This is a genomic window from Staphylococcus sp. NAM3COL9 (genome assembly GCF_001431205.1).
Lineage (GTDB): Bacteria > Bacillota > Bacilli > Staphylococcales > Staphylococcaceae > Staphylococcus.
The window spans coordinates 157,824-181,999 of record NZ_LGPC01000014.1 but is presented as its reverse complement, the minus strand read 5'-3'; the positions used below and the strand labels follow the sequence as shown (position 1 = coordinate 181,999).

Annotated in this window: 38 protein-coding genes; 21 read left to right on the top strand and 17 right to left on the bottom strand. The window is 29.3% G+C overall.

Annotation, left to right across the window (positions count from 1 at the left end):
- Nucleotides 1-41 precede the first annotated feature (41 nt).
- Both ACA31_RS08015 and ACA31_RS08010 read left to right on the top strand, forming a co-directional pair.
- The gene (locus ACA31_RS08015; protein ID WP_057512808.1) at nucleotides 42-512 is read left to right on the top strand and encodes a DinB family protein; all 471 of its coding nucleotides are present in this window, start codon (nucleotides 42-44) and stop codon (nucleotides 510-512) included.
- Nucleotides 513-1,465: 953 nt separating this feature from the next.
- Nucleotides 1,466-1,687: a hypothetical protein gene (locus ACA31_RS08010; RefSeq protein ID WP_057512807.1), complete on the top strand. Its 222-nt coding sequence runs from the start codon at nucleotides 1,466-1,468 to the stop codon at nucleotides 1,685-1,687.
- A 236-nt stretch (nucleotides 1,688-1,923) separates the two neighbouring features.
- Here ACA31_RS08010 and ACA31_RS08005 read toward each other — a convergent pair whose 3' ends face one another.
- Nucleotides 1,924-2,235 (bottom strand): hypothetical protein, encoded by a 312-nt coding sequence (locus tag ACA31_RS08005; protein ID WP_057512806.1) that lies wholly within the window; start codon nucleotides 2,233-2,235, stop codon nucleotides 1,924-1,926.
- 892 nt (nucleotides 2,236-3,127) lie between these two features.
- Here ACA31_RS08005 and ACA31_RS08000 point away from each other — a divergent pair.
- The 5 genes from ACA31_RS08000 to ACA31_RS07980 all read left to right on the top strand — a co-directional run bounded on the left by ACA31_RS08000 (nucleotide 3,128) and on the right by ACA31_RS07980 (nucleotide 5,892).
- The gene (locus tag ACA31_RS08000) at nucleotides 3,128-3,592 is read left to right on the top strand and encodes a CHAP domain-containing protein (protein ID WP_253721379.1); all 465 of its coding nucleotides are present in this window, start codon (nucleotides 3,128-3,130) and stop codon (nucleotides 3,590-3,592) included.
- Between the two features lie 170 nt (nucleotides 3,593-3,762).
- Entirely contained in the window at nucleotides 3,763-3,978 is a 216-nt protein-coding gene (locus tag ACA31_RS07995; RefSeq protein WP_057512804.1) for a hypothetical protein, read from the top strand.
- A gap of 206 nt (nucleotides 3,979-4,184) precedes the next feature.
- Nucleotides 4,185-4,340, top strand: coding sequence for a hypothetical protein (locus ACA31_RS07990; protein WP_253721378.1), 156 nt, complete (start codon nucleotides 4,185-4,187; stop codon nucleotides 4,338-4,340).
- Between the two features lie 205 nt (nucleotides 4,341-4,545).
- Entirely contained in the window at nucleotides 4,546-4,737 is a 192-nt protein-coding gene (locus ACA31_RS07985) for a hypothetical protein (protein WP_057512802.1), read from the top strand.
- 270 nt (nucleotides 4,738-5,007) lie between these two features.
- Complete coding sequence (locus ACA31_RS07980) at nucleotides 5,008-5,892, top strand: PhzF family phenazine biosynthesis protein (RefSeq protein ID WP_057512801.1); 885 nt, start codon at nucleotides 5,008-5,010, stop codon at nucleotides 5,890-5,892.
- A 415-nt stretch (nucleotides 5,893-6,307) separates the two neighbouring features.
- On the opposite strand, the gene ACA31_RS07975 is transcribed toward ACA31_RS07980, so the two are convergent.
- Nucleotides 6,308-6,535, bottom strand: coding sequence for a hypothetical protein (locus tag ACA31_RS07975; RefSeq protein ID WP_057512800.1), 228 nt, complete (start codon nucleotides 6,533-6,535; stop codon nucleotides 6,308-6,310).
- Nucleotides 6,536-6,700, bottom strand: coding sequence for a hypothetical protein (locus ACA31_RS13365; RefSeq protein ID WP_172793163.1), 165 nt, complete (start codon nucleotides 6,698-6,700; stop codon nucleotides 6,536-6,538). It lies immediately after the preceding gene.
- A 372-nt stretch (nucleotides 6,701-7,072) separates the two neighbouring features.
- Here ACA31_RS13365 and ACA31_RS07970 point away from each other — a divergent pair, with 372 nt between their 5' ends.
- Entirely contained in the window at nucleotides 7,073-7,273 is a 201-nt protein-coding gene (locus ACA31_RS07970) for a cold-shock protein (RefSeq protein WP_057512799.1), read from the top strand.
- Nucleotides 7,274-7,457: 184 nt separating this feature from the next.
- A complete protein-coding gene (locus ACA31_RS07965; RefSeq protein ID WP_057512798.1) occupies nucleotides 7,458-8,216 on the top strand; it encodes a GolD/DthD family dehydrogenase in 759 nt (252 codons plus the stop codon).
- A 238-nt stretch (nucleotides 8,217-8,454) separates the two neighbouring features.
- Here the strand turns inward: ACA31_RS07965 and ACA31_RS07960 are convergent, their stop codons facing one another.
- A complete protein-coding gene (locus tag ACA31_RS07960; RefSeq protein ID WP_057512797.1) occupies nucleotides 8,455-8,727 on the bottom strand; it encodes a hypothetical protein in 273 nt (90 codons plus the stop codon).
- Between the two features lie 281 nt (nucleotides 8,728-9,008).
- On the opposite strand from ACA31_RS07960, the gene ACA31_RS07955 reads away from it, so the two are divergent.
- From ACA31_RS07955 to ACA31_RS07940, 4 genes are all read left to right on the top strand, one after another.
- Nucleotides 9,009-9,515, top strand: a complete 507-nt coding sequence (locus ACA31_RS07955; protein ID WP_057512796.1) for a pyrimidine dimer DNA glycosylase/endonuclease V — start codon at nucleotides 9,009-9,011, stop codon at nucleotides 9,513-9,515.
- A complete protein-coding gene (locus ACA31_RS07950; RefSeq protein WP_057512795.1) occupies nucleotides 9,493-9,870 on the top strand; it encodes a DUF1722 domain-containing protein in 378 nt (125 codons plus the stop codon). The genes ACA31_RS07955 and ACA31_RS07950 overlap by 23 nt, the downstream gene beginning before the upstream one ends.
- 11 nt (nucleotides 9,871-9,881) lie before the next feature.
- Entirely contained in the window at nucleotides 9,882-10,376 is a 495-nt protein-coding gene (locus ACA31_RS07945) for a TspO/MBR family protein (RefSeq protein WP_057512794.1), read from the top strand.
- A 222-nt stretch (nucleotides 10,377-10,598) separates the two neighbouring features.
- Entirely contained in the window at nucleotides 10,599-11,408 is an 810-nt protein-coding gene (locus tag ACA31_RS07940; RefSeq protein WP_057512793.1) for an alpha/beta hydrolase, read from the top strand.
- 292 nt (nucleotides 11,409-11,700) lie between these two features.
- Here the strand turns inward: ACA31_RS07940 and ACA31_RS07935 are convergent, their stop codons facing one another.
- Complete coding sequence (locus tag ACA31_RS07935) at nucleotides 11,701-11,901, bottom strand: helix-turn-helix domain-containing protein (protein ID WP_057512792.1); 201 nt, start codon at nucleotides 11,899-11,901, stop codon at nucleotides 11,701-11,703.
- A 192-nt stretch (nucleotides 11,902-12,093) separates the two neighbouring features.
- Here ACA31_RS07935 and ACA31_RS07930 point away from each other — a divergent pair, with 192 nt between their 5' ends.
- Nucleotides 12,094-12,480 (top strand): VOC family protein, encoded by a 387-nt coding sequence (locus ACA31_RS07930; RefSeq protein ID WP_057512791.1) that lies wholly within the window; start codon nucleotides 12,094-12,096, stop codon nucleotides 12,478-12,480.
- A gap of 86 nt (nucleotides 12,481-12,566) precedes the next feature.
- Entirely contained in the window at nucleotides 12,567-13,007 is a 441-nt protein-coding gene (locus ACA31_RS07925; protein WP_057512790.1) for a GNAT family N-acetyltransferase, read from the top strand.
- Between the two features lie 274 nt (nucleotides 13,008-13,281).
- On the opposite strand, the gene vraX (ACA31_RS13360) is transcribed toward ACA31_RS07925, so the two are convergent.
- Nucleotides 13,282-13,449, bottom strand: coding sequence for a C1q-binding complement inhibitor VraX (gene vraX / locus ACA31_RS13360; RefSeq protein WP_002508212.1), 168 nt, complete (start codon nucleotides 13,447-13,449; stop codon nucleotides 13,282-13,284).
- Nucleotides 13,450-13,911: 462 nt separating this feature from the next.
- Here vraX (ACA31_RS13360) and ACA31_RS07920 point away from each other — a divergent pair, with 462 nt between their 5' ends.
- A complete protein-coding gene (locus ACA31_RS07920) occupies nucleotides 13,912-14,142 on the top strand; it encodes a hypothetical protein (RefSeq protein ID WP_057512789.1) in 231 nt (76 codons plus the stop codon).
- An 89-nt stretch (nucleotides 14,143-14,231) separates the two neighbouring features.
- On the opposite strand, the gene vraX (ACA31_RS13355) is transcribed toward ACA31_RS07920, so the two are convergent.
- From vraX (ACA31_RS13355) to ACA31_RS07905, 5 genes are all read right to left on the bottom strand, one after another.
- On the bottom strand, nucleotides 14,232-14,408 hold the full coding sequence (gene vraX, locus ACA31_RS13355) for a C1q-binding complement inhibitor VraX (RefSeq protein WP_172793162.1): 177 nt from the start codon (nucleotides 14,406-14,408) through the stop codon (nucleotides 14,232-14,234).
- A gap of 223 nt (nucleotides 14,409-14,631) precedes the next feature.
- Nucleotides 14,632-14,766, bottom strand: a complete 135-nt coding sequence (locus ACA31_RS13565) for a hypothetical protein (protein ID WP_301335883.1) — start codon at nucleotides 14,764-14,766, stop codon at nucleotides 14,632-14,634.
- Between the two features lie 160 nt (nucleotides 14,767-14,926).
- Nucleotides 14,927-15,889 (bottom strand): arsenic resistance protein, encoded by a 963-nt coding sequence (locus ACA31_RS07915; RefSeq protein ID WP_057512788.1) that lies wholly within the window; start codon nucleotides 15,887-15,889, stop codon nucleotides 14,927-14,929.
- A gap of 448 nt (nucleotides 15,890-16,337) precedes the next feature.
- On the bottom strand, nucleotides 16,338-16,472 hold the full coding sequence (locus ACA31_RS13560; protein ID WP_301335882.1) for a hypothetical protein: 135 nt from the start codon (nucleotides 16,470-16,472) through the stop codon (nucleotides 16,338-16,340).
- A gap of 145 nt (nucleotides 16,473-16,617) precedes the next feature.
- On the bottom strand, nucleotides 16,618-16,866 hold the full coding sequence (locus ACA31_RS07905; RefSeq protein WP_057512786.1) for a hypothetical protein: 249 nt from the start codon (nucleotides 16,864-16,866) through the stop codon (nucleotides 16,618-16,620).
- A gap of 171 nt (nucleotides 16,867-17,037) precedes the next feature.
- On the opposite strand from ACA31_RS07905, the gene ACA31_RS07900 reads away from it, so the two are divergent.
- Complete coding sequence (locus tag ACA31_RS07900; RefSeq protein ID WP_057512785.1) at nucleotides 17,038-17,247, top strand: hypothetical protein; 210 nt, start codon at nucleotides 17,038-17,040, stop codon at nucleotides 17,245-17,247.
- Between the two features lie 150 nt (nucleotides 17,248-17,397).
- Here ACA31_RS07900 and tsaT read toward each other — a convergent pair whose 3' ends face one another.
- A complete protein-coding gene (tsaT, locus tag ACA31_RS07895; protein ID WP_057512784.1) occupies nucleotides 17,398-17,580 on the bottom strand; it encodes a type II toxin-antitoxin system toxin TsaT in 183 nt (60 codons plus the stop codon).
- Between the two features lie 294 nt (nucleotides 17,581-17,874).
- Between tsaT and ACA31_RS07890 the strand changes: the two genes are divergently transcribed.
- The 3 genes from ACA31_RS07890 (at nucleotide 17,875) to ACA31_RS07880 (ending at nucleotide 19,268) form a co-directional block, all read left to right on the top strand.
- Entirely contained in the window at nucleotides 17,875-18,369 is a 495-nt protein-coding gene (locus ACA31_RS07890) for a hypothetical protein (protein ID WP_253721383.1), read from the top strand.
- A 68-nt stretch (nucleotides 18,370-18,437) separates the two neighbouring features.
- Nucleotides 18,438-18,644 (top strand): TM2 domain-containing protein, encoded by a 207-nt coding sequence (locus ACA31_RS07885; protein WP_057512782.1) that lies wholly within the window; start codon nucleotides 18,438-18,440, stop codon nucleotides 18,642-18,644.
- Between the two features lie 408 nt (nucleotides 18,645-19,052).
- Complete coding sequence (locus tag ACA31_RS07880; protein ID WP_057512781.1) at nucleotides 19,053-19,268, top strand: sterile alpha motif-like domain-containing protein; 216 nt, start codon at nucleotides 19,053-19,055, stop codon at nucleotides 19,266-19,268.
- Nucleotides 19,269-19,282: 14 nt separating this feature from the next.
- Here ACA31_RS07880 and ACA31_RS07875 read toward each other — a convergent pair whose 3' ends face one another.
- From ACA31_RS07875 to ACA31_RS07855, 5 genes are all read right to left on the bottom strand, one after another.
- Entirely contained in the window at nucleotides 19,283-19,519 is a 237-nt protein-coding gene (locus ACA31_RS07875; protein ID WP_057512780.1) for a hypothetical protein, read from the bottom strand.
- Between the two features lie 322 nt (nucleotides 19,520-19,841).
- Entirely contained in the window at nucleotides 19,842-21,137 is a 1,296-nt protein-coding gene (locus ACA31_RS07870; protein ID WP_057512779.1) for a CitMHS family transporter, read from the bottom strand.
- A 187-nt stretch (nucleotides 21,138-21,324) separates the two neighbouring features.
- Nucleotides 21,325-21,591: a hypothetical protein gene (locus tag ACA31_RS07865; protein ID WP_057512778.1), complete on the bottom strand. Its 267-nt coding sequence runs from the start codon at nucleotides 21,589-21,591 to the stop codon at nucleotides 21,325-21,327.
- A gap of 223 nt (nucleotides 21,592-21,814) precedes the next feature.
- On the bottom strand, nucleotides 21,815-22,351 hold the full coding sequence (locus ACA31_RS07860; RefSeq protein WP_057512777.1) for a GNAT family N-acetyltransferase: 537 nt from the start codon (nucleotides 22,349-22,351) through the stop codon (nucleotides 21,815-21,817).
- A 471-nt stretch (nucleotides 22,352-22,822) separates the two neighbouring features.
- Nucleotides 22,823-23,248, bottom strand: a complete 426-nt coding sequence (locus ACA31_RS07855) for an organic hydroperoxide resistance protein (RefSeq protein ID WP_057512776.1) — start codon at nucleotides 23,246-23,248, stop codon at nucleotides 22,823-22,825.
- 178 nt (nucleotides 23,249-23,426) lie between these two features.
- Here ACA31_RS07855 and aroD point away from each other — a divergent pair, with 178 nt between their 5' ends.
- On the top strand, nucleotides 23,427-24,146 hold the full coding sequence (gene aroD / locus ACA31_RS07850) for a type I 3-dehydroquinate dehydratase (protein ID WP_057512775.1): 720 nt from the start codon (nucleotides 23,427-23,429) through the stop codon (nucleotides 24,144-24,146).
- The last annotated feature ends 30 nt before the right edge of the window (nucleotides 24,147-24,176 follow it).

Here is a 24,176-nt window from a genome sequence, read left to right as displayed (position 1 = left end):
TATAGTGCGTCCAATTAATAATTTAAGTGAGGGGTTATAAAATGATTAAAGAACAATTTCAAGCTACGTATAATTTATTAAATAAGCATATAAAAGATATTGATGAGGAGAAAGCTTCATTTCAACCTGCCATGGTTAATAATAATATCAAATGGCAATTAGGTCACTTAATCTTGCTAAATGATTTTTTAGTATTTGAAACTATTAATGGAGAAAAGGTTTTAGAGCAAACTGCTGCAAAATATTTTCTGTGGGGGACATCACCAATAAATTTTGATGGAAATGAACCCTCTTTCGATGAATTAAAATTATTGTTAAATGAACAACTTGATAGAATATTTAATGTTTTAGAAAAACAATTAAAGAAAGATAGAAATGAACCAATTGTCCTTAAAGATGTAGACATCGTTATGGAAAATTTTAATGAATCTATCCATTTTGCTATTATTCACACTAATCGACATTTTGGTCAAATTGTATTGTTAAAATCTATGGTTAATAAATTAGATTAAAAATCACCGTCCAACTGTTGGACGGTGATTATAGATATTCTATTATTTATTTAGCGTAATAGGGTACAGATGGCCCTTACCGAGCAGTTACTTCTTCCGTAGATAATGGCCTAATCGTTACGCTATTATCCCATAGGTCTAGCATCAAGAATTACAAGGGTCGATGCATGTCTGTGCCTTAATTCATGGATAAGCTTACGAACGTTTGATCCCCCTTGCCCTATTTTTAATTGACATAAATATATTTAAATATTTACTTTTATTGTGAGCTATTGTATTATTGTTGATGGACATCTTAGGGTGTCTTATAGATAGAGTGGGTCTAATGCACGCCTTAGGGTGTCCATTCAGACATACTCTCAGATATAGCCATCCTTAGGGGTGGCTTTTTTTATGTTATCTAGTGAAAAGCCTCTAGAAATTTTTCTCGCACGATACTTGCATATTATTTACAACTATATATAAGAACAAGCGACCTATTGCATTCATGTGATGATTATATGAAATGAATTTAAGATTGAGATAAATATTTTTAAGGATTTTAAATTCAGACATTAATACAGAATGGCTATATAATGTAAAAATAATATGATTTTAAACCCGAATTATAAAGGAGAAGACCAATGTTTTTTACTAAAGATGTAACTAAAGCAAGTGAAATCATTCCATTTAATCGGGTGATTAAAATTATTATTAACTAAGACGCAATAGATGTAGTGGCGTATTTTTAAATTATGTTGCAATTAGGTCTCCTTGATTACGCTGCAAATGTATTTTCTAGAAAATTATAGAATACGATTCTACACAGAGGATGAACTGAAAATGTCAAATTACTGATAATCATACTATTATATAATAATTTAATTATATAATTAATAGTAAAATTTGATTATCAAGTAAAAAATTACATTTTGATGTATAATGAGAGTAACGAAGAAAAGGAGATTTATAAAATGAATATAAATATAGTGACTGATTTATTGAAAGAAGAAAACGTTGTAAGTATAGATTTATTATTAGTAACTGGTAAATTAGAACGTGCTAAAGAAATTGATGTTGATAAATCATCCGAAAATTTATTGTTTGTGACAAAACCAAAAAACAAAGTAATTAATTTGGATCATGTTGTTAAAATAGAAACTGTACTTAAATTTGAAGGCAATGTCACTTTTTAATAGTTATCTAACATGAGTATGAAAATACGTACAAAGCGCATCGGATTACGCTGTATTGTAATTTTTACATTTTACACTCAATTAGCAATACTAGGTAAGCATTGATATAGCATCACCTATAGCAGTTTCTAAAAGGTGTAAGCAACTCCCTTAGACGCTATATTAAAAGGCTTAGCCATGATGGCTAAGCCTTTTTTATTTGTGCTGATTTAGAAATGTCGCAGCCTTGAAGCTATTTAATCAAATTCGATTTCGTATAATGATTCGTTTATTTGTTCGTATAGCTCATACTTTTCCAAATAATCAATCCATACATCATTTGGTTTCTTTTCTCTTTCTTCAACTAAAGATTTAATTTTTTCATATATACCTTTCATCAAATCCTTGTACATTGCATTTGCTGCTCTCTCTATTTTTGCCTCTGACCAACGTTTTTTAGGTGGGCGTCTTTTATCCTTTTCTAATTGAAAGTTGATAGCTCTGTCGTAAAAACTATCTAACGCTGGTAATTTATCTTCTATATGTTCTTGAAATTCGTTTAAATTCATAAATATTCTCCTCTTTTAAGAAACAACGCTCTACATAATTCTAACAATAATAGGGTGAATTAAATACCTGATGAATGATTCATTTGTTTTATAAGGAACTGAATTATTGTTGGATAACTCAGTATCTGGGTCTAATTTATTATTAGAATAATAATTGACGGCTGATCGTTCTAAATTCTAGTATCTCTATTAAGTATACAGTGTAACCACGTTCTTTAGTGTACTTTTCACAAGTTTCTATTTTTCTTGGGCAATAGGTTCATTTTTTAATGTATAAACCTCAACTGTAGGTGTTCGTTATTGCGATTAAACGAGTTGTATGGTCATTATATTAATCTATTATAGTATTTTATTCTTATATACCAGTATTAAAGAAATTGAAAATTTTAGAATTAATATGGAAAAAAGCGATAATTAAAGCTAAAAAAATTACTATGAATTACTTTTAATTGTTACAGAAAGTGCAATGATTTGAGCCGAATTGAGTCGGGAAAACACTATCCGAAGGTTACAGGATGACTCTGTAGTCGTTAAAAGTACACAAAAAATGCTGACAAAGTCGGATGCTTTATCGATACTCTGAGACATCTTAATTCAGGCGTTTGTATTTGATTATCTAGATAACTTCATAATTAAATTAATTGGAATATTACAGATTAACAAAAAAATTAAAATGGAATTAATATTAGTGTAATGGTAAATTAAAAATTATATGATAAATTATTCTAAGATTGAATTATTTTACAATTTAACTTACAAGTCAACAACAATGATTCTTGTATAGATTAATCAGTAAAATAATAATTAGAAGGGACGATTTATAATTAAACATTACATACAAATTTTTACATATTTTATTATAGGCGTTTTAAGTATAATAGTATTTACACATTTGAACACTGTTTCTGCCGCGACGACTGCAACTCAAGAGGAAGCTATAACGCATATGAACATGTTAGAAGGTAAGGGGTGGGATTATGATGATGAATATGGTTGGCAATGTTTTGATTTAGTGAACGAGCAATGGGACTATTTGTATGGCCACGGATTAGAAGGTGACTATGCAAAAGAAATTCCAACAAAAAATAACTTTGAAGGTGAAGCAGCAGTCTATAAGAATTATGAAGGCTTTCAAGCACAAGCTGGAGACATCGTTGTATTCAATGATGAATTTGGCAATGGTGCAGGTCACACAGCAATCGTAACAGAAGGTAATTATAACGGTGCTAGTGATAAATTTGAATCATTAGATCAAAATTGGGATGGTGGCGGCGCTGAAAAAACAGAAGTAGCTCATAGAGTCGTACATGATTATGAAACTGAAATGTGGTTTATACGACCTCATCATGCTCAATAAATCACTTCATGATTAATGTGTGTTTGTTAGTCATTGAAATGATTAATAAGAACTTCGGAAAAGTGTTTGATCTATAAATTACTTCACATTGTGTTGCAACCATAACTCATTAGGTGGATAATAGAATTAACGTATGAAGAATCATAAAATATTAATTAGGGTGATCACACATGAGTGAAGTGTATGTATTCATAATAGAATGTAGCGATGGCAATGTTTATCGTGAGTATGTGGAAAATATATGGAAAATTGATAAGGCATTGGCACTTAAAAGATTTGAAAAAGGCATTCATAGATATAATTACTTTTATCTAAAAGATTGCGATCGCTATGTAAATGTAGGAAAGATTACTTCTATAAAGATTGACGATGCACATGGCACTTAATCAATCACTCATTTTTATTTAATTAATAAATAGTTAATAGATTATAATTTAAGGCGGGCGCAGCATTGCGTTAGCCTTATTTTTATATCTAAAAAGCGTGAAAATACGGTTTACGATAATAAATATAAATAATAGAATAGTTTAGTGTGTTATTTTGGGTATTTAGTGAGGGATTATAAATGTTGTTATATGTTAAGGCTCTTGGGATGAGTCTTTTGATTGGGATTTTAATCTTCTTATTAATGTTTATAGCAACAGGAAAAGAACAATTGCTTGGTAGTGTGATGATGTCATTATTAGGCTTTTTTGGAAGCTTTATTTCTTTCTTGTTTGAAAATAGACATAATAAAGAGGTTAAATAGAATCTATTTTAAGAGATCAATAAGAAGTTAAATAATTAAGTAAACAAGTTTGACTCGGCTTCACGTGTTCACGTATGAAACTGTGGTTTTATTTATGTTATTGTAATCTAAGTGTTAAATGTGAGAAGTTTACTGTTGTGACAGTTGCTTCTTTTTTGTTTACAAATAAGAACAAGAGTTCTATTATATCTTTGGGGTGATAAATATGGAGCCAAATTTAAATTGGAAAAAAGACTTTCAAGAATTCCAAGAAATACTAAATTCTGGCATTAATCCTGAATGGTTATATAGCGCTAAAGCCAATATGGTATTGAAACCTGCATATACTGGAGAAGGTAAACAATTCTTTTTTACAAAAGATATTATGAAAGCGAGTAAAACAATTCCATTCTTTTAATATGGTAAATGCTGTTAATATCAAACAATGATTATAAATACATTGCTTTAAGCAATATGAATATAGAATATTAAACAGGTATAAAGTTAAACGCTAGGTAGCCATAGATAACTTAGCGTTTTTTTCATTTTCTAGTTTCCAGTTTTTTGGATGAATGATACGTTTATACAAACAATGAATAAGTGTTATATGTTTTTTTGTCTAATCGTATAATTTATGCAGTATGTAGTTTAATAAAACTATTAAGTTATAGAAAATGGAGGATTATAGATGAAATCAGTAAAAGTGTATCATTATGATGCTTTTAGTAAAAAACCCAATAAAGGTAACCCAGCTGGTGTTGTTATAAATAGAGATGGCCTAACAGAAACGGAGATGCAGGACATTGCTTTTAAAGTAGGGTTTAATGAAACAGCTTTTCTAATAGCATCTGATAATGCAGACCTTAGAATGCGTTATTTTTCACCGAAACAAGAAATGGAACTCTGTGGCCACGCAACAATGGCAACAATTTATGCATTAAGGACAAACGGATGTTTAGAAAATAAAATAGAATTAACTATCGAAACGAAAGCAGGGGTCTTACCGATACGTATTATGGAGAATGAGCAAAATGAAATACATATAACAATGAAACAAACATTACCACAATTTAAAAAATTTGAAGGATCCAGATATGATTTAGCAAAAGCAATTGGCATTGAAGAAGTCGATATTGATGATGAATTACCCTTATTATATGGGAGCACAGGGGCATGGACACTTTTAATACCTATAAAGTCACTTGCTACTTTCAATGAAATGAAACCAAATAATAAGGCGTTTTCTTCAATTTTAAATGAAATACCAAACGCATCTGTACATCCATTTTGTCTTGAAAGTTATTATGAAGAAGCGGATATGCATGGACGTCATTTTTCTTCTGCTTTTTCTGGAACAGTAGAAGATCCGGTTACTGGCACAGCGTCAGGTGTCATGGGTGCGTATTTTGCTAAGTATATAAAAAAAGAGACTCATACACCGATCAATCTTATTGTTGAGCAAGGACAAGAAATGAATAGGGATGGACAAGTGATGGTGGGTGTTGCAGAAAATAATGAAATCGAAATAACTGGCAATGCTGTTTATGTAGAAGAAATTGATATATCATTTTAAGAATTAAGTACTTTTGTATTTGCTATATGGATCGTGTATCTCAAATTTTTAAATTTTACGTAATACTTAATAGGAGATATACAAAAATCCATAAAGTTAAAGTTACTATTGGAGAAAGAATATATTTTTCTTGTAACTCCAAGCATCTGGGTTACTATATAAATCAAAGTGCACAGGTACTTTCTCTAGTAAACTATTGTAATTTAAAAGTATAAAAAAAGCATGATCATAAAAATTAAACCAGTGAAATTCAAGGTTTTGTTGATCATGATGTGTCCTTTCAAAATTGAAATATTCGCAATTAACGTCGTATTATGAAGAAATTGCTCATAAAAAAGAACCAAATGCTTTTATAACAATTGGTTTGTCTGCGTTTTAAAATAAACACTTAGAGTGTTTATTATTAATTCATGTTTTATAATAAAATTATAGAAAGTACAAAAAACGCAACTGATAAAATAAATAAGACAGCACCAAAAAACACTAGTTTTCTAGACTGCTTTTGAATACCTAATTCATGATTATTGTCTAAGTTTTTTTCGTTGATAATTTTGCGTTCATTATTAAATTCATAAAATGAAAACAAACTAATGATCAATAAAATTAAACTGATTATGAATGTAATCGTGATTAATATTCCCATTTATGAGTTAGCTCCATCTACGTTGTTTGATAAAATTTCTAGATAGCGATATATATTATTTGAAGTGGTATCTTTCGGTAAACTGTGAGTGAATACATGACCATTTTCAGTTTCAACAGTATAAGTGACATGGTCAAGATTGATATTATAATTAATGATTTGCATAAATTTCTCCTCGGAAATTGATTTATATTTATTATACAATTAATTCGTAATTCTTCCTATCGGCCTAATCATTTTGGGAGATGTATAACTAATTATATTTAATTGTACTACACATAAAGTTAATTTGTTGTAAAAAAGGTAATAAAAGCTAATTTATTTAAATATTTATAAACCCCGGATAGTTTAGTTAAAATATGGAAACAAAAACTTTTATAGAAAATGTTGACAAAAAGTTATATCCATAGTATATTTGTACTCAAGTAATTTTTAATTCGGAAATTTTAAAAGTAGTCTTATTCATTGAATTTTACTCTTTGGATTTTTTAATAACAAGTTACAAATATATGTGCTAAAGCACACGGAGGTTTTCATATGAATAAAGGTACAGTAAAATGGTTCAATGCAGATAAAGGTTTCGGTTTCATCGAAGTAGAAAATAACGACGACGTATTCGTACATTTCTCAGCTATCAATTCTGAAGGTTACAAATCATTAGAAGAAGGCGAAACAGTTGAATTCGAAATCGTTGATGGCGACCGTGGTAAACAAGCTGCTAACGTTAACAAAGCATAATTTAAAACATTAAATTATCTTAAACACTCACCCTATGGGGTGGGTGTTTTTTTGTGTTGAAAATTAAAGCTTAAAAAACTAATAGCATAAATTATAATAAATATTTAGACAAGTATAAGTAGATTGCTTTGTAAGCGCTTAATTTAACTAGTATACTTAATTTACAGTAAAAGGAGCGGATATTATGCAAGGTTATAAAGGATTTGATAAAGATTTTAATATTACAGATAAGGTGGCTATCATTACTGGGGGTAACAGTGGTATAGGTAAAGCAATCTCAGATTTTTACATAGAAAAAGGGGCTAAAGTTGCAGTATTGGATATAAAAGAAAGTGTGAAAGCATTGAAAGGTGATCAAATTCTAGGTATTCAATGTGATATAACAAATGAACAAGATATTGATAATGCCATTCATTTAACAAAGCAGACTTTTGACCGTATTGATATATTGGTGAATTCTGCAGGTATTGCACTTTTAGATAAAGCGGAAACAATGTCTAGCGAGATTTGGCAAAAGCAAATTGATTTAAATTTAACTGCCTCTTTCAAAATGGCTCAAAAAGTAGGAAATGAATTTATTCAACAAGGTGAAGGTGGAAAAATTATTAACATGGCAAGTCAAAATGCTTTAATAGCATTAGATAAACATACGGCTTATGGAGTTACAAAAGCTGGAATTGTTAATTTAACTAAGAGCTTGGCATTTGAGTGGGCAAAATTTAATATTAATGTTAACGCTATTGCGCCAACAATTGTTGCAACAGAATTGTCTGATAAAGCATGGGTAGGCAAGGCGAGAGAAGATGCTTTAGCTAGTATCCCATTAGGACGATTTGGTGAACCTGAGGAAGTAGCAGCAATTGCTTTGTTTTTAGCAAGTGACGCGACCAATTTCATGACTGGTGAAACTATTGTATTAGATGGTGGAAATACGATTAATTAAAATAAGTAAAGCCTACAAGTTAATATTTGTAGGCTTTACTTATTTTACGTATATAACTAAGTTAGTAACGATTTTTTTAAGTGCTGAGGTATTAGGGAATAATATAAGCGAGAGACTACTGGCTCAATCCGTATGCCAGGTAAGATGCACTTTAAAATCATAATAATATGATTTACTAGCAAACATTATTACATGAAATTTATGTAAATAAAAAACACATCATTAACTTGGGATGTGTTTAATCATTAAGTATTTGTAAGATTTCATCGTATTTTTGTTCACTCAACATACCTAATGGACTTTCTTCAAATTTAAATATTAAAAAATCATCGTTTGAATTAAAGGAATTTTTAATACTTTCGTATATTTCATTTCTATCTAAATCGCTTTTCAAAAGCCATAACCCTCTATAAATATACAAAGCATTACCTAAGGCGTTTAATTTAGCAGGCAATTTTTCATAACCATATGAAATAGAATTCAAATTATACGATAATATATATTTTGACATTAATATCAGCCTCCTATATAAGCATATCATTAACTGTAAAATAAAAGTTGGACAAAGGTTGATATTAAACGAAATTAGAGAGATTCTTTATAAATAAATTAAAAAGTATTTAATTTAACGTTTTATATACTGAAGATTGATTTGTTTTTAGATAACTTAAGTTGTAGGGAATAGTTTATTATTTGCAAATGAATGCTTAAAAGTGAATAATAAGTGTAGTGATTTTATAAAATGACTTTGTTAGAGTATTCATAATCTGTAAAAGTAAGGGGGAGATGCATATGCAAATCTTCAGAATAAGCTCAGACCATAAAAAAAGTGCGCGTTTTTTAGATAATAGAAGGTTATCGAAACAAGTATTAGAATTATATCAAATTATTAGGGTATGTTTAGCAAAGTTAAACCTTGTTGATGTAAACAGTAATTACATTAAACACCCCATTGTTGCTCATGTTTATAACAATGGGGAACCCTATATTATAGATGCTTTCAACATTTTAGAAAGCATGAATGAAGAGCACATTCGACGGGGAGGAAAACGCTCTGTTGACTTTAAAAATGATATAGCACATTTGAGAAAAATTGTTTATACAGAAGAGTATCAAAAATATTTTTCACATGAAAAGCTACCTCCATTTTATGTTTTTGGTGATTGTAAAGTACATGGTGAAGATGCGTTTGAATTATATCAAGTACTATTATTCAATAAATGGAAAAAAGATAAAATACCGCCTCGATGTGGTATTAAAAAAGGTATGGATAAACATGAAACAACGTTATCAAATTGAACATTTATGGCGTCAGTATAAATATGAAGTTTTGTGGCACAATCAAAATAGTTACAATAACATTAGAGAAACAATGAAACAAAATCCGACATATGGTGATATCGCAACATTGATTTCGGATGCGTTAACAATAAAGCCAACTGAAGGTTCTATCACCAATGCTTATGATCATATGTGGGGGTATTTTAAAAAACTGCGAAGTACATCAGAAAATGAATTCCAGAAAGATTTAAAATATCAATTTCAAAAACATAAAATAGATGAAACTTATCTTTTAGAATTTCTCAAAAGTATGGCTGACTTTTACAATGTTGAATATATAAAGCAAACTTCAATTATTAAAAATTTGAAATAGGAGGAATTATAATGGAAATTATAAAAATGTTAACGAGAACATTATTACCTTTTGTGGGTGGCAATATGATAGGGAAAATTACTGCGAAAGAAGCACCAAAAGATTATGGTAAATTTGAAAAACCACCTTATTCTCCACCACGATATGCTTTTCCTATTGTATGGCCTATATTATATCTATGTATGGGCATAGCTTATAATTTGATTAAACGTAATGGAACACATACCAAAGCAGCAACTGCTACGCATTATACTCATCTTAGTTTGAACTTTCTGTGGTCATTATTGTATTTTAAAAAGAAAGTAAGGGGTATCGCGTTGATTGAGAGTTTTATTTTATTAATAGCAGTAACGACTAACGTTGTAGTATTTTTTAAAAACAGACCTATTTCAGGCATTTTGCTTTTCCCTTATGTCCTTTGGTCTAGTTATGCTAGCTATTTAAATACTGGAAATTGGTTGCTCAATAAAGATAACCCAGAATATTCAAATCGGTTCTGTAAATAAGATTTTAATTCGGAGTGTCAACAAAGTTTCTGACTTTGTTGACACTTTTAATTAAACCGTTTTTATATACTACGAAAGATAAAATATATTAGAAAATTAGGGGTATAGATACAATATATTAATGTTTATACGTAAGTGAATAAGCATATAGTCATTTTGTTTTAGAGCATCGTTAGAATGAAATTGTTATTCGAAAATAATTCAAAAGAAAAGGTGGATTTTATGAATTATATTAAATATTTAAATTCCAAAGATAGTACCCGAATTTATACTAAAATAAACGACGTTGAAAATGCACAAGCAAATATTATTATAGTACATGGTTTAGGTGAACATTTAGATCGTTATGATGAATTAACAGCACATTTAAATTTAAATAGATTCAATGTTGTCCGATATGATCAAAGAGGCCATGGACGCTCAGAAGGACCTCAAACCTATTACAGTAGTATGAATGAAATAGTGGAGGATTTATCGGAAGTTATGAATTATGTTAAAACAAATTTCGAGGGTCAAGTATACTTGATTGGCCATAGCATGGGAGGATGCATAGTGACGTTATTTAGCACTCAATATCCCAATTTAGTAGATGGCATAATCACCTCGGGGGCGCTTACACGTTATAATATTAAATTGTTTGGTGAGCCAGATAGAAGTGTTTCTCCTCATGAATATGTAAAAAATGAATTAGGTGATGGGTTATGTTCTGACCAAACAGTTGTGGAAAAGTATAAACTGGATGAATTAAATGCTAAACAAATATCCATGGGGCTAGTTTATACATTACTTGATGGTGTTGAATATTTAAAAAACAACGCAAAGCAGTTGAAGGATAATATATTAATCTTACATGGTAAAGAAGACGGTTTAGTTAGCTATAAGGACTCAATTCAATTATATGACGAAATAGGGTCTGAGCATAAATCCATTCATATTTTTGACGGATTGCAACACGAAATATTTAACGAATCTTCTCATAACAATAGTATATTTAATGAAATTATAGAGTGGTTAAATTATGAACTAAAATAGTTTTGAAACTTTAAAGTATACAGCGATATTATACATGCAATATGAAGAAAGTTTTGAAGCTTTTGATGAACGTGTAAACGATTCCTACAAGAAGTTAATTATAAGCAACACTGGGAACTTGTGAGCATTACACGATCTGTTACGAATATTTGGAAAGCGTAGATTATTTTATTACTATTATATTTAAAAAAATAACATGGAAAACGATTGTCGTTTTCCACGTTATTATAACTAAGAACGCCATATGAATTTCAGTCTTTTGATGAGTACTTGGCTTAATATCATAGCGTTATTATACATTAAATGTCTGTTTAGAAACTTTGAAATAATCTGCGAGAATGGCAATCTCATTTTCTGAAACATTACGGTATCCATTTTCCCAATCCCAAATCTGACAAATTCTAAAATCTTTGCCATAGTTATTATTTAAATTAACAACTAATTTAGAGATACTTAAATTATATTTTTCGCGTAATTCAATTAGTATTTTCACAATTAATCACTCCCAAACGAATTGTAATAAATTTCGTTTGTAATTGTAGTATACACACTACTTATTTTCAAATTAGTGAATTTATAAAGGCGTTATCATATACTGGTATTATGCAAATTAGCTTGCTAAATAGGAGAAGTATTAAGATGTACTAATATTATAAAAACAGAAAAAGAGAGAAGGTCGATCGATATGAAAATTATTGCTATGAGCATTTTTGTTGATAATCAAGATAAAGCAAAACAATTCTATACTGAAAAATTAGGATTTGAAATTAAACATGATATTGAAATGGGCGGAGAATTTAAATGGTTGACTGTAAAAGAAACTAATTCTAATAATCCAGTTGAAATTTTGTTAGAACCTAATGTGAGTGCAATCGCCAAAAACTATCAAGAAGGTTTATATAGTGCTGGTATACCCGTAACCATGTTTGGTGTTGAAAGCATGGAAGCATCGCATGAGCAGTTAGTTAATTTAGATGTTGAGTTTCATACTGAACCTAAGGAAGTTGATGGCACCAAACTTGCCATTATAAATGATACTTGTGGTAATTTAATTCAACTTGTAGAACAATAATATACGTAGAAATAAACTGTAACCAACTACGGAAATAGCGATATTAGTAATTCAGTCGATTTTCTAAGCATTATAGGAGGTATTTTATGGAATTAGTAGTTAAACGGACGAAAGATTTGTCGAATATTGAACTATTACATATTTTAGAAGAAAGAATAAAAGTATTCGTAGTAGAGCAAAAATGTGCGTACCAAGAAATAGATAAAGACGACGAAGAAGCTTTGAACATCATATTGAAGGATGAAAACCGTATTGCCGCATACACACGTATTGTAGAGCACGAGTCACATATTAGTTTCGGAAGAGTGTTGGTGGCACAAAACTATAGAATGCGAGGCTATGGACGTGACATTGTGCAGAAAACAATCGATATTATAAATGAAAAATATAGTGGGTCATTAATCAGCATTTCCGGACAAGCTTATTTAAAATCATTTTATGAATCATTGGGCTTTAAAGGGGTTTCTGATATTTATTTAGAAGACAATATTCCACATATTACATTCGAAATGATAGCAAGATATTAAGTAGTTTTTAATAAACGAAATGCGTTTGAACTGTTTAACATTAAGACAAAATGGATAGATAGATTTTTAAAAAAGTAGCTTCCAAAATGGAAACTACTTTTTAAATTTAACTAGGATTTTACCCAGATGTAATTTAGTTTTTTTGAACTCATCGTCTTTACAAAAAATCATTTAGAAAGCCATTCTTTTCAAACAAATGTGATAGCCCCTTAATGTCTATAAGAACGTCTATAGTCGATACACTAAATTAAATGTATATCGTTAAGCTTCTGATTTATTGTTTTTTCATTTTATCAATATCTTGAGAAACTAACATTAATAATTCTTCAGTTTCAGAGTCCGTCAAATCATCAGAACCTTTAATTCTAATAACAGAACCTTTATCTGTTTTGACATGGTAGATAGGCTCGTCATCTTTATAAACTTTACGTAGTACTTCCATTTCATCACCCTTTTATCTGAAACAATTCTATGTAATTAGTAACACATAACAGTTAAAAATAAAGAATTGAGTTGTTATCGTAACTTGCAATTACTTTTATAAAATAATTTGGTAGTTATTAATGCTTTAACTATAGGATAACTTTTTGTTGGATGCATTTCCAACAGTATGATTAATTTTATTTAAATTTATTAATATTTACATATCTTGATATATTCTTTATTGATAAATAAATTATAAGTTCGAAATAAATAATTTGAGAACGTTTTCTGAAATTTAGTTATTTGGGTTTTTATTATATAAAAACGGGTAAATATAACTAAGCACAAGAAGTCCTCCAAACTTTAGTGTGGAATATATTTTCGATTCGAGATTTCACGCCACTTTTCGAAGTGGCGTATTTCTTTTATAATAGCGATAAGTTATATTTAAAGTATCATTTAAAATAAAAGGATGTAAAAAATGAAGTTACTCAATATACTATCATTGGTTTGTAGCATATTTATAGCATTGATAATTATTTATGGTGTGATCATGATGGTTGGTGATGCCATGGGTATTATAGCTTTTAATCGTCAATTACTCATTGTTGGGCTATCATTAGTCTTACTTATTGGATTAGTAGGAAAGCAAAAACCTAGGTTATCTATGCTTATATTATTTGTAGGTTTTATTATAGTTGTTATGAATTAAAGTATATAAAGATACAGTCCAATAAGTTGAATTTAATTCAATTTATTGGACTGTATCTTTATTTGAGTAAATGGTATTGAGATAAATCGTTATTCAATATTATTTTTTAATTTTTCGTCCATATCTTTAGCAACGGCAGTTAATAAGTGAGTTATTTCAGCTTTATTCGATGTGTCATTGGTTTTGACTTTAATTAATAGACCTGAATTTGTCTTTATATGATAAATAGGCGCCTTGTTTTCATAAACTTTTCTTAGAATTTGCATTTTATCACCCCATCAAATAGAAATACGAAAGGAAAAGAAGTATGGAATAAAAAATGTAAAATGTTAACTAATAGTTATGTTAAAGCATTTTGGATTAAATAGAAAATAATTGGATTTTAAACAGGCTGATTAAACGATATAAAAAAGACTGAGTAATGTGTATATGAACTCAGCCTCGCTTTATATATTTCTAAAATGATTAGACAGCATTGCAGTGTTAAAATTAAAATTGATCGTTTGTTCTGTCTTCTTCAACAATATATTCGTCTGTTCCGTAATCAGTAGATGTACTAAATAAAGATTTTACTAATAGTGCAAATGAAACAACACCTAATAAGACTAATGCAATTTTTTTCATAACATCAAGCTCCTCTTTGTAAAATAGTTTACCATACAACAATCCGAACAAACCAATATATTTGATCGATTTTTAGTTATTATAATTAATTATATGAAAAAATGAATTGTTCAATACTTAAATGTCGAATTTAGAGATATAAATCTTCAATTTTAATCGGTTATTTTATAAGCTTAGGAATAATTTTAATGTAAACAAGTTCACCAATGAGTTCGGTTAATGTTTGAGTAATAATGACTGTTGTAGTGATTGTTACCCAATGATCTGGTAAGGAAAGAGCAAGGGGTAACACAACCAATGCGTTTCTTGTACTAGAACTGAAAGCTAATGTTCTTAAATTGGGTATGTCTAAATGAAACAACTTTCCACAGATTAACCCTATTAAAGGTGCAATAATCATAAAACAGATATAAATAGGTACGACACTTAATACGATATTTAAATCATTCGTAATCTTGTTTATTTGTGAACCTACAACAGAAAAAAGTACGAGTGACATGAAGAGTTCAGGCAACCAGGCAGTAAGACTTAGGACACGATTTATAGAGCTAGATTTTTTACTGAGCAGTTGTAATAATAATGCAAGTATCAAAGGGATAATGATAAATGTGAAAAAAGCATTAATAAATGGTCCTACATCAATGATTGATAATATTTCATTATTAAAAAAAATAGTGAAATAAACGGGCAGTAGAATAATTTGTAATACAAATAATATAGGTGTAGAAATAAGCATATACTGCGCATTTCCTTTTCCTAATGCAGTGAAGACGATAACGTAATCAATGCACGGTGTTAACAGTACGAGATACAGTCCAATTAATATTGGAGCAGAACTAACATCAAATAATTGTATTAAAGTATAAACAAAGGTAGGTATGATTATAAAGTTAGATAAAATTAATGCAATTATATATTTCGTATCAAAAAGATTTTGGCGGATATTGAAAAAAGGAATTTGTGAAAACATGGTAAACATTAAAACGCCAATAAAAATTGAGATTACTGACTCTAGAAAAAATGAAAATATTTGTGAGGTTAAACCAGCTAACATACCTAGTATAAGTGCTACAAAATATATATAAATTTGATAGTGTTCAATTTTACTTTTAAAGTGTTGCATAATGACCTCGCTTTTAAGATAATATATACAAACTAATTATAACTTAATGTGCTGCGCTATGAAATTTAATATACGCATTTGTCGACATAATATGTTTTTGATTGTATTGGCAAATTTTATTTCAATATAATAACCGAGGCATGTCTTAGGCCATGATAGAATGAAACGGAGATGGATTTTCTACGTGTTATTTGGCATGTGAAGATTCAAAACTCCATTATAGTCAAAAGCCCCTTTAACTAGGGTTTTTTTAAATGGCCAACGAAGTTTTATGGTTTTGTTGTCTTTTTTATGCAAATTTTTAATCCCAAAACAGTAGAGGATCCTCAAGAACGATCCAGCACAAATACTATTATTATTCGAAGTAAGAAGTTTGAGTTTTAACATACAAAAACTCATAATCGCTAAGCTATATAAATAGCGATTATGAGTACAGTTCATTTACATATTAAGATTTTTGTTTATCTTGTATAGTAACTTTATTTTCGACTTTTTCGTCAGTTGAGTTGTCTACACTTAATAATAACGCTCTTACTATAAGTGCACCAGTTACCAGTAAAAGTAAATTTTTGAATAATTTCATAAATATCACTCACCCGTCTTTATTAAAACGACTTGAATATCGCAACACATTTCTAATGCGTAATTGTCTTATTCATATCATACCCTTTATACAATATCGTAATTGAAAATTTGTATAAATTAATTTCAAGGGCTTGGCTTAATAATTAAATATCGATGATTTTAAGTTGTGATTGTGTTTCATTAATTTCTATTTTTAGATTTTTACTATTGTTTTCTACAGTAGTGCTAATTACTTCACCATTTTGTATAGAAAAATGAACTTGGCTTAAAATCCCCATTGCATAGTCATTAATTGGACTGACTAATGAAATAGAATTAGCATCTTCCTGTATTACAAATTGTTTCTGACTTTGATTAATAACCTCCCATTGAGGTAAATATGTTAATTTCAAAATGAACCCTCCTAGCCTTTGTTTTTCAAAAGTTATTATTTAATTTACATTATAAACTACCATGCTGAAATTGGTACTAAACACAATTGAAAGTAAATACGACTCATCTAGTTAAAGTGTTAATTACAGGGAATAAGAATATTGAAGACATTGTTTAGTAGAGGTGAGGTTATGAATATTCTGATAGCAATAATATTAAGTCTTGTATTCGCGTTTTTAGGAACAATGCCATTTTTATTTATAAATACGAGGTTGCACGAAAATGTGAACCATCCAAGTGAAGCGGTTCGTCATGAAAAAAGGAGAGCGTATAAACGCTTTATATATTTTTTTATCTTAGGAATTGCTATGTTAACAATTTATCATTTTCTTACTGATTAATTACGATTACATCGAGTTATATCGAAAATTTAGTTTTATAATTATACATGCAATTTACGTTTACAATTTTATGAGAAATTGAAAAAGTCCTGGACACGATCTCTAATAATCTTTAAAGATTATTAGAGGGGTGATTAGGACTTTTTTGGGTTAACTAAATATAATTGAGCATAAAATGCCAGCAACACCTAAAAGGATTAACATAAATGTTGCTCCAAGTAATGATTCTTTAGCTTGCTGAGACTTTTTGTTTTTGTAAGTGATGAGTAACACGATACCACAAACTAGAAATACTAATGATAACCAGAATATAATCATGAAATGTAGACTCAAAGCACAAGACCTCCTTTAATATAAAAGTTAAATTGTCGATGATTTAAGACATAATATTATTGCTTTTTGTAATTTTAAATGTAGTAAATATATTTTTTTATTATAACAATATCAGTTTATCACTAAATACTTAACAGCAATAGTGTAAATATTTATCTACACTATATTGAAGCACAATTAAATGGATTAACAACTTTCAATTAATTAAAAGTTTCAAAATCTAAAATTAGGAAAGATAATACTATACAATTTAAATTAAGAACTTCTGGAAGAGGTGGTTATATATTGGAAAATATGAATGTGAACTTAGAAGAAACTAAAGAAACAGTTAATAGTTTGAAGTCCAAGAGGTACTCTGATAATAAAGAACAATATAATGAAACTGAAGCCAAAATCATAAAACAAAAAGACTATATACGAAATAAGCTAATGCCTGATGACAAACAAGAAGATGAACGTATCAAAGAAATAGCGAGTAAACTTAATTCACATATAGAAGTAGCCTTTGATGAATTTGACGATATGGATAAGGTTATTGATTATTTAATGCCGACTTTTCAACGGGGCAAAGTTGATAAAGTTTATGGGCGTGCGTTATTACTTATGGAAGAAAATACAATGATTGAGCAAGTGAAAGTACACTTTGACGATCCTAAAATAAATGCTAAATTAATGGACTATATTTTGACTGAATTAATTGAGTTAAGTGATGAAATTATGCCAAATGAATATAGCGAAATTTTAACAATTGAGAGGTCATATTTCGAACTATTATATAACGATAATTAATATTATTTAATTAATTAAGTAGTTTGATGTATAATGAAAGTGAATTTAGTAAGCAAGGAGGTTTATCTATGAATGAAGTAAATAAAGTGATTTATATCGTATTAGCATTGTTTTTGGGTAGCTTTGGTATTCATAAATTCTACGCTAGAAAAACAGGTGTAGGGATTTTGTACCTAATATTTTGTTGGACAGGTATTCCTCAAATATTAGCAATTATTGGTGCTATCCTTACATTATTGAAACCAGCTGATCAGAACGGTAATGTTTTAGTATAAGTATTATGAATATAAATAGGTCTAGACTTATTAAATGGATGTTAGAATTCTCCGGAAATCTAACATCCACTTTTTTGTTCAAAAAAATATAAGTTTAATGGACGTAAAAAGGTATTAACTGTAAATTACAGCATATTATAAAAATTTTGTATTTTTTGTTTGAAGTAAAAAAATGTCTACAAAAACAAAATTTTGTAGACAGTTTATAATGTAAACTTTAAATTAAAAAAACTTTATAAAGTTTACAATTTCAAATTAAATATGACTATAACAACAAATCTTTTTGATTTTTTTAATTAATAAAAAGAATAGTGGTAGACAAATATCTTATATTTGATATGATTAGACAAAAGTACGATATGGTAAATCATGTAACGATTAAAAATATATAAAATCGAGGTAATGCTTATGACATTTTATGATTTTGTAATTAGTTTTATAGAAGACGATACACCACTTGGACAACTCGCTCATAAAATTAAAAGGGATAATAACTTTCCTAAAGATGCAACTGGCTATAATGAATTAAACTCGTATTTTAATAGTAATTATATAAATCATGAAATATTAGCTTCTGCTAAACGAGCGCTTAGTTTATATCTTAATAATATAAATATAGCCTAAATACAATTAGTAACCTATGATTCGTAATACCAGTTTTGTTTCTTTAAGGCATCTTTAATATCTTTTGTTTTAAAATTAATTTCATTATTTCTAATAGAGAATGGTTCAAGTATACTTTGAGCCATCCATGAATTGATAAGCTCGCTAGGTAATCCATCTAATTCCATATCAGTCTTACTGACGACAAAGCATTCCCAATCAAGTGAAACTTTTGAAGGATTGATATAATTACACGCTTTGAGCTGATTCATAAATAACACTCCTTAATATTGTAAATCCGACATTAAGTTTTACCCATGTATGATATGTGTGAAACGATAATTGTGAAATAAATGAAATTTAATCATATTTTGTAGTCATATAATTTTAAAGTTAATAAACAGGTAATTCAAATAAATAAAGCTTGATGACGTGTAACGCAATGGGTTATGCGTTTTCTTATTATATACCCACTTTTTAGTATACGTTAATCAAAAAATATAAATATTACTAAATATAAAAAACTGGAAGCACTCAAAAGGAGTGTTTCCAGTTTTAATTTCAAACGTTGTTATACGCGTCAAAAAATTAATTCTACCAAGGTATAATACCAAGAATGCAAGCTACTAGAATCATAAATAAACTTGATCCTATTGCCCATTTAATAACAATACGTTGATTTTGTCCATATTCAATATCTAGCATACCCACCAGTAAGTAACCGGCAGCATACAGTGGACTTAATACGTGAAGTGGTTGTCCTAATACTGAAGCTCTGGCCATATCTACTTTAGATATACCAAATTGTTGTGCTGATTCAGCAAGAATTGGTAATACGCCATAATAGAATGGATCGTTAGCCATAAAGTAAGTGAATGGCCCACTAAGTAGTGCAGTAATTAAAGCAAAATGATTTCCTAAAGTATCAGGAATAATTTGTACTAATGTATTTGCCATTTCATCAACCATATGTGTTCCATCCATAACACCCGTAAAGATACCAGATGCAAAAACAAGGCTTATTACTGATAGTACATCGCCAGCATGTTTTTTTATTACTGAATTTTGAATACTTAGATTTGGATAATTGAGTACAACTGCAACACCGAACCAAAGCATGAACATAACTGGAATAGGCAACAGACCAATGACAAGACAAACAATTAAAGAAATTGTTAAAATTGCGTTTGGTATGAGCATTTTAGGTCTTTTTAATAATGACTCTTCTTTCGTATCTATGGGTCTTATATCATCTAAATCAATATGTGTATTAGAAGTAATGTATTTTCTTGCACGTTTACCTAGTATGTATGCTACGGCAAAAGCAAAAACGATACCTGCGATCATTGCAGGTATAATAGGTATAAAAACTTCCTCAGTGGTAACCTGTAAAGATGAAATTGCTCGTGCTGTCGGGCCACCCCAAGGTAACATGTTCATAACGCCAATTGATAATAGTGCTAATGTTGAAAGTGTATACAAACTCATGCCAATTTTTTTGTACAGTGGCATCATTGCAGTTACAGTTATAATGAATGTAGTAGTGCCATCGCCATCTAACGCGACCATTGAAGCTAAGACAACAGTACCCATTGCAATTTTAACTGGATCCCCTTTAACTACTTTAATAATTCGATTGATGACAGGTTCGAATAACCCGGCATCGATCATAACACCAAAATATAAAATGGCAAACGTGAGCATAATACCTGTTGGTGCAACTGTTTCAATGCCTTTGAGCATGTATTCTCCAAGACCAGAATAGAAACCGCCAATCAAAGCAAAAACAGTTGGTACAACAATTAATGCTGTTAATGCTGACATTTTACGGGACATAATTAATATCAAGAAAACGATAATCATAATGAAACCTAATAAAGCTAAATTCATATCTTTGAATCCCCCCTATCTGTCCAATTATAGCGCTTTCATTTGATTTGTAAAATGAAAAATAAAAACTTATATAAAAAATTTTAGAAAAGTTAATTTTAAAATAAAAGTGCATCTATTGATAAATTTGAATTTAACAATAGATGCACTTAATAGAAAATAGATGAAGTTATGTATAAAAAGGAAGCTAACCTAAAAAGCCCGTTACATATGTTTTCCACATTGGATAACTCATTAGAATGAATGAGAAAATGGATACCAACATAGCAAAGATATTAGCTATACGATCGCCACGTATACATGAGTATAAGTTAAATAATAAAACACCCAAGATAAATAAAGCGCCTGCTAATATTGCCATATCGTCTTCTATCACTTTGTTAACAGCTAGCAAAGGTGTAGCTAAAGTAATTAATGATAAGAACAAAGATAGTAATGTAGTAGCATATTTCAATTTGTTCAGTCCTTTCTATAATTGGAAAGATGGTATTTTAATGTGCATATTTTGGTTGTAAGTATAACTTATTAAAATAATATTTATAAATAATTTTGATTGCAAGACATTAAAGTGAAAACCTTTTTTAAAATTGCTTTAACTTGGTGATTTTGTTACATAAATCGAGTTATAGTGATTATGCAATAAATATAACATTATTTTATAGACAGGTATCAACAATTTAATTAAATAATTCTAGATCATTATCTTTAAAGTAATATATTAACCAATGTTCATCGACATAATAGTCATCATATTTTCTAGCATGTTCTTCTAAAAAAAGTGTATCAAAGTTGAGATTGCTGAAAAATACTTTTCCACTAATATTATTTGAAATGAGTGAAGTTAATAAGATTTCTATTTCTTTGTCATGACAAATTTGGAAAATATGACGCATTAACAATTTGGAAATAAAATCTCTTGAATTATCATCATTACCTTGGACGCACATGTTTTCCATTATTGCTTTATGAGATAGGCTATATTTTTGTTTGTGAATTAAAGTAGCAACACCGACTAATTCATCTTGTTCAAAGGCACCAAGCACTGCATAATCAGATGTTTGTGAAGAAAGTAGTTTTTGTGTATTTAATTCAACTAAGCATTTTTCATTTTGCAATTTCCATGCAAATACTTCAAGTTCTTTGTAGATACCCTTTAATAAAAAAGCACGATAAATAGATGAATCTTCACTGGTTAAGTAACGTATATCTGTCATTGAATGCCTCCTAAACTGTGCAAAGTATATATAGTAAAATAATTAATATTGTGACATTTTGATTATAATACTATAGTAAAAGAAATGATTGGGCAACTTTTCCCATGGCTAATGTTAAAATTCCTAGAATTAATAAATTCATCACTATAAAAATCATATTTTAATTAAATTTTAATTTAAATGAATTGAAATTAATTTGATGAATTATGATATAATATAGTAGTATAAACTAAAGTGGAGGCAAGACTTTTGGAGGCATTAATTATAATTATTGTTTCTCTGACAGCACTTATCCTGATTTCTTTTGCAATTTTAGTTGTTTGTTTTTTCACTCGATTTAGTGATGATGACAATTAAATACCCAGACAGAAAAGACTAAAGACATCAAGAAATAAGAGGGCAGAAACATCAAAGCACAAAATAACCCCCAAGCTCAAAATTGAGCCTAGGGGTTATTTGTATCTTAAAATACTAGTCAACAACTTCTACGTTTAAATCAACGTCGATGTTGCCGCGTGTAGCTTTTGAATACGGACAAAATTCGTGTGCGTCTTGTAAATATTTTTCAGCGTCTTCTTGAGATAATACGCTTTTAACTTTAGCATCAATTGAAACGCTTAATTTAGGACTTTCAGCATCTGGATCATCTTCTAAACGTACAGTTAAAGTTACTTCTGGTTCAGCGTCTCTCACTTTGTTTTGTTTTAAGATTAAATCGAATGCACCATTAAAGCATGAAGCATAACCTGCTGCGAATAACTGCTCAGGATTTGTACCTTTTTCAGCGTCAGCTTGTGCTGGTGGAACAACCGCTACATCAATTGCTTTATCATCTGTTTGAACGTGTCCATTACGGCCACCTGTATTTGTTGCTTTAGTTTCATAATTTACTGCCATGTTATTACCTCCTTAATGACTTACTATTACTGTATACCCGAAGAATAATTTTTAAATCATATAAAATTCACGCTTGGATTAATACTTCCACTTTATAAGTTAATGTATATTGATTGTTTTATTTTTGAAAATTGTTATACAATTATTTTAATCATATTAAATAAAGGAAGTAATAAAAATGACTGAAGTTGATATAGCTGTTACGATAGCGCCAGAAAAAGAACTTTCACAATCTACTATAGAAGACTTAATCAAATTTCAAGATGCAATAGAAATCATTGAATTTAGAATAGATCAGTGGGTGGATTTTGATGTGAATCATGTGTCTAAAGTAGTAGACAATATCTATAATTTGAATTTGGGGAAAAAAATACTCGTTACTTATCGTACTTCTTCGCAAGGTGGAGAGGGCACGTTATCATATGAATCATATCTAAATGCGTTAGCTGAAATAATAAATTTAACACATATTGATTTAATTGATATTGAATTTGAACCAGGCAAATCAACACAACCTTTCATAGATTTAATTGAACAATCTAAAAGCAAACAAATCCAAGTGGTATTGTCTTATCATGACTTTAAAAAAACACCAGCATTAGAAGCTTTAAAACATCTTTATTTTAAAATGCATCAACTTGGACCAGATTATTTAAAAGTTGCAGTAATGCCGCTTGGTAAACAAGATGTACTTAATTTATTAAGTGCGATGTCAGAAACATCTGATTCAGTACCTCAACAAGTGATTGGCATTGCAATGTCAAAATTAGGTGTTATATCAAGAACTGCGCAGGGATTATTTGGAGGCACTGTAACGTATGGTTGTCTTGATAGTCCTAAAGCGCCAGGTCAAATTCATGTTGAAACGCTAAAACAACAATTAAAGTTTTATGAGTAATTTGAAAATAAACTCGACCTATCTTATAAT